4 protein-coding genes are annotated in these 4,965 nt (G+C 67.9%); all 4 read left to right on the forward strand.

The window, feature by feature from the left end; genetic code table 11:
• Positions 1-1,001: NADH-quinone oxidoreductase subunit M (locus K2X24_RS18355; RefSeq protein WP_292499843.1), on the forward strand; the 1,001-nt coding region annotated here is incomplete at its 5' end.
• Between the two features lie 12 nt (positions 1,002-1,013).
• Complete coding sequence (gene nuoN / locus K2X24_RS18360) at positions 1,014-2,456, forward strand: NADH-quinone oxidoreductase subunit NuoN (protein ID WP_292499845.1); 1,443 nt, start codon at positions 1,014-1,016, stop codon at positions 2,454-2,456.
• A gap of 4 nt (positions 2,457-2,460) precedes the next feature.
• The gene (locus tag K2X24_RS18365) at positions 2,461-3,441 is read left to right on the forward strand and encodes a biotin--[acetyl-CoA-carboxylase] ligase (RefSeq protein WP_292499848.1); all 981 of its coding nucleotides are present in this window, start codon (positions 2,461-2,463) and stop codon (positions 3,439-3,441) included.
• 13 nt (positions 3,442-3,454) lie between these two features.
• A partial coding sequence (locus tag K2X24_RS18370) for a ribonuclease J (protein WP_292499846.1) occupies positions 3,455-4,965 on the forward strand: 1,511 nt, incomplete at its 3' end.

Raw genomic sequence — 4,965 nt, forward strand, 5'->3', positions numbered from 1 at the left:
TCGGCTCGGTGCTGATGCTGCTCGCCATCATGGCGATGTACTGGCACGCCGGCACCACCGACATCCCGACCCTGCTGCACACCCGCTTCCCCGTGGAGATGCAGACCTGGCTCTGGCTGGCCTTCTTCGCCTCCTTCGCGGTGAAGATGCCGATGTGGCCGGTCCATACCTGGCTGCCCGACGCGCACGTGGAGGCACCCACCGCCGGCTCGGTGATCCTGGCGGGTATCCTGCTCAAGATGGGCGGCTACGGCTTCATCCGGATCTCGCTGCCGATGTTCCCGGATGCCTCCCACGCCTTCGCCCCGATGGTGTTCGCCCTCTCGGTGATCGCGATCATCTTCACCTCGCTGATCGCCCTGATGCAGACCGACATCAAGAAGCTCATCGCCTACTCCTCGGTGGCGCATATGGGCTTCGTGACGCTGGGCCTGTTCACGATGAACGAGCAGGGCATCCAGGGCGCGCTGTTCCTGATGATCTCCCACGGCATCGTCTCGGGCGCGCTCTTCCTCTGCGTCGGCGTGGTCTACGACCGGATGCACACCCGCGAGATCGCCGCCTATGGCGGCCTGGTGAAGCGGATGCCGCTCTACGCGGCGGCCATGATGGTGTTCACCATGGCCAATGTGGGCCTGCCCGGCACTTCCGGCTTCGTCGGTGAGTTCCTGGCCATGATGGGCGCCTTCCGGGCCAACCCGACGGTGGCGTTCTTCTCGGTCTTCGGCATCATCCTGTCGGCCGGCTACGCCCTCTGGCTCTACGCCCGCGTGATCTACGGCAAGCTCGAGAAGCCCAACCTGCAGGGCATCCTCGACCTGGATCTTCGCGAAAAGATCATCATCGCGCCGCTCGTCGCCCTGACGATCTATTACGGCGTCCACCCGGCCCCCGTGCTCGACACCTTCGCGCCCTCGACGGAAGCGTTGATGCAGAGCATGCGGACCGCGCTCTCGAACACGCAGACCGCCGCGGCCACCCTGCCGCCCGCGTCGCGCTGAAGGCTTGACCCGATGAACGCCGCTCAGATCGTCATGCCCGCGCTCGGGCCCGCCCTGCCGGAGCTGATCCTCAGCGTCGGCGTGCTGGTGCTGATCCTCTACGGTGCGTTCCGGGGCGAGCGCTCCGCCGAGGGCGTCAACGTCGGCGCGCTGATCCTGCTCGTCGTCGCGCTGTTCGCGGTGATGTCCCAGTCGGGCGCCAAGATCACGACCCTGAACGGCTCCTTCATCGTCGACAACTTCTCGAAGGTGATGAAGGCCCTGATCCTGCTCGGCTCGGCGGCCTCGATCCTGCTCTCGCGCGACTATTTCCAGCGCGAGCGCATCGACCGGTTCGAGTTTCCGATCCTGCTGGTCCTCTGCACCATCGGCATGATGGTCATGGCCTCGGCCAACGACCTCATCTCGCTCTATCTCGGCCTCGAGCTGCAGTCGCTCGCCGCCTACGTCATCGCGGCCTTCCACCGTGACAACCTGAAGTCCACGGAAGCCGGGCTGAAGTACTTCGTCCTCGGTGCGCTCTCCTCGGGTATGCTCCTGTACGGCGCCTCCCTGGTCTACGGCTTCACCGGCACCGTCTCCTTCCCCGGCATCGTCGCGGCGCTCGACGGCACGGCCGGCTTCGGCATCGTACTCGGCATCGTGTTCGTGGCGGCCGGTGTTTCCTTCAAGCTCGCTGCCGTTCCGTTCCACATGTGGACGCCCGACGTCTACGAGGGCTCGCCGACGCCGGTGACCGCCTTCTTCGCCTCGGCGCCGAAGATGGCCGCCATGGCGATGACGGTGCGGCTCTTCATCGGCGCCTTCCCCGACGTGACCGCGGTCTGGCAGCAGATCATCGTCTTCGTGGCCATCGCCTCCATGGCGCTGGGCTCCTTCGCCGCCATCGGCCAGCGCTCGATCAAGCGCCTGATGGCCTATTCCTCAATCGGCAATGTCGGCTACGCCCTGGTCGGCCTCGCCGCCGGCTCCCAGGCGGGCGTCAGCGGCGTGGTGGTCTACATGATCATCTACCTGGCGATGACGCTCGGCGCCTTCGCGGTGCTGCTGTCGCTGCGCCGCGGCGGGCAGATGTTCGAGACCGTCGACGATCTCGCTGGCCTGTCGCGCACCCATCCTGTCCTGGCCTTCTGCCTCGCCGCGATGATGTTTTCGCTGGCCGGCATCCCGCCCCTGGCCGGCTTCTTCGCCAAGTACTACGTCTTCCTCGCCGCCATTCAGTCGGGCCTCGTGGCCCTGGCCATCATCGGCGTCGTCACCAGCGTGGTCGGGGCGTTCTACTACCTGCGCATCGTCAAGGTGATGTACTTCGACGAGCCGGTGGCCGCCTACGAGCCGATGGCGCCGGGCCCGCGCATCGTTCTCGGCCTGGCGAGCCTGGTGGTGGTGCTGTTCTGGATCGTTCCGGCCCCCCTCGTGGGTGCCGCCGGCGCCGCCGCCAAGTCGCTGTTCTAGACCCTTGGACGGCTTCGGCCTCGGTTCCCTGGCCCGAGGGGAGGGCCACCGCCTCCACGTCCATGACCGCCTCGGATCGACCAACACCGAGGCCTTGGATCTCTTCCGTGCGGGCGAGGCCGGTCCGCTCTGGATCGTCGCCCGGCGACAGGAGGCGGGACGGGGCCGGCGCGGCAATGCCTGGCTGTCCGAGGCGGGCAACCTGACCGCGAGCCTACTCTGGGCGGTGGACGACGTGGACCCCGCTCAAGTGCCAACCCTCGGCTTCGTCGCCGGTGTGGCGCTCGTCGCCGCCCTGAAGCGCGCGACAGAGGGCGGTTCGCTGGCCCTGGTGGGTGGCGGTTCGGCCGATCAAGGACGTCGCGGGTCCCCTCTCCTGAAAGGAGAGGGACAGGGTGAGGTGCGTGACCTCTCCGGAAATGGACCACACCTCACCCCAGCCCTCTCCTTACAGGAGAGGGAGGCGCCGAATCCGGAAATCCGCAGTGACGTGGATGGCGCTTTATGCGCCTCAAAGCTCTTCAACCTCAAATGGCCGAACGACGTGCTGGCTTCGGGGGCCAAGCTCGCGGGGCTCCTGCTGGAGGCGGAGCACCGGCCCCGGGGCGGCCGCGCGGTGGTGATGGGCTTCGGCGTCAACGTCGCTGCGACGCCACAGGGCTTGCCTTATCGCGCGACGTGCCTCAGGCAGATGCGGTACGACACGCGCGCCGAGGATCTGTTCGTCCAGTTGACGGATACGGTCGTCGACGCCGCGCGACTTTGGGATGGTGGCCGCGGGTTCTCAGGGATCCGCGAGCGCTGGATCGCCGACGCGGCCGGGATCGGCGCGCCGGTCTCCGTGCGGACAGGCGACACTCTCGTACACGGAATTTTCGAGACGATCGACGAGGCCGGGCGGCTCGTGGTCCGATCGGAGGATGGAACGCGACGGACCGTGACGGCGGGCGAGGTGCATCTGGGAACGGCCGCGACGGCGGCTTGAGGTTTTACGGACAATGACGACAGGGCAAGACGAACTCGTCTTCGTGCCGCTCGGCGGCGTGGGCGAGATCGGCATGAACGCGGCGCTCTACGGCTTCGGGCCACCCAAGCGCCGCAAATGGATCATGGTCGATTGCGGAATGGGCTTTGCCGGCGAGGAGGGATTCCCCGGCATCGACCTGATGTTCCCGGATCTCAGCTTCATTGAGGAGCGCAAGGACGATCTCCTCGCCATCTTCATCACTCACGCGCACGAGGACCATATCGGCGCGATCGGTGAGCTTTGGCCCAAGCTGAAGGCGCCCGTCTACGCGACGCGCTTCGCCAAGAACCTGCTCGAGGCCCGCCGCCTCAGCGAGCCGGGTGCGCCCAAGGTCATCCTCAAGGAGATCCAGGCCGGCCGCCGGGTCCAGGTCGGGCCCTTCGAGATCGAGTACGTTCCGGTCTCGCACTCGATCCCCGAGTCGAACGCCGTCGCCATCCGCACGCCGCACGGCCTCCTGCTGCATACCGGCGACTGGAAGCTCGACCCGACCCCGATCCTCGGCGACGTGACCTCGGAGGCGGCCTTCCGGGCGCTGGGCGACGAGGGCATCCTGGCGATGATCAGCGATTCCACCAACGTCGTGCGCGAGGGCCGCTCCCCGAGCGAGGCCGAGGTCGCCGCCACCCTGCGGGACCTGATCGCCGACGCGCCGCATCGCGTCGCGGTGACCACCTTCGCCTCCAACGTCGCCCGCATGCGCGCGGTCGCCGAGGCGGCCCAGGCCTGCGGCCGCGAGGTCATCGCGGTCGGGCGTGCCATGGACCGTGTCATCGGTGTCGCGCGCGAGTGCGGCTTCCTCGACGGTCTTCCGGAGTTCCGCTCGTCGGACAGCTACGGTTATCTGCCCCGCGACAAGGTGGTTGCGCTGCTCACGGGCTCGCAGGGCGAGGAGCGGGCGGCCCTCGCCCGCGTCTCCCGCGACGACCATCCCGATATCACCCTGGCGGCGGGTGACCGGGTCATCTTCTCCTCGCGGGCCATTCCCGGCAACGAGCGGGCGGTGGGCGCGATCATCAACGACCTCATCAATGCCGGCATCGAGGTGGTCACCGACCGCACCAAGCTCGTCCACGTCTCGGGCCATCCCCGGCGCGACGAGATGGCGGAGATGTATGCCTGGACCCGGCCGCAGACGGCGATCCCCGTCCACGGCGAGGCCCTCCACCTCGACGAGCACGCGCGCTTCGCCCGGGCCCAGGGCGTTCCGAACATCGTCAAGGCCCGCAACGGCAGCGTGGTGCGCCTTGCCCCCGGAACGCCGGAGATCGTCGACCACGTGAAGGCCGGGCGCCTGTTCAAGGACGGCAACGTCCTGATCGACGCCAAGGACCGGGCCATCCCCGAGCGCCGCAAGCTTTCGCAGGCCGGCCTCGTCTCGGTGGCCATCGCCATCGACGTGCAGGGCGAGATCCTGGGCGAACCCGCGATCGACATCATCGGCCTGCCGAATCGCGGCCGCACCGGCCAGCCGATGCTGGA

Origin of the sequence: Methylobacterium sp. (assembly GCF_019750675.1) — a bacterium.
Taxonomy (GTDB): Bacteria; Pseudomonadota; Alphaproteobacteria; order Rhizobiales; family Beijerinckiaceae; genus Methylobacterium.

Bases quoted from the DNA above. Each gene is read 5' to 3' on its own strand.
- nuoN (WP_292499845.1), top strand. From the start codon at position 1,014: ATGAACGCCGCTCAGATCGTCATGCCCGCGCTCGGGCCCGCCCTGCCG.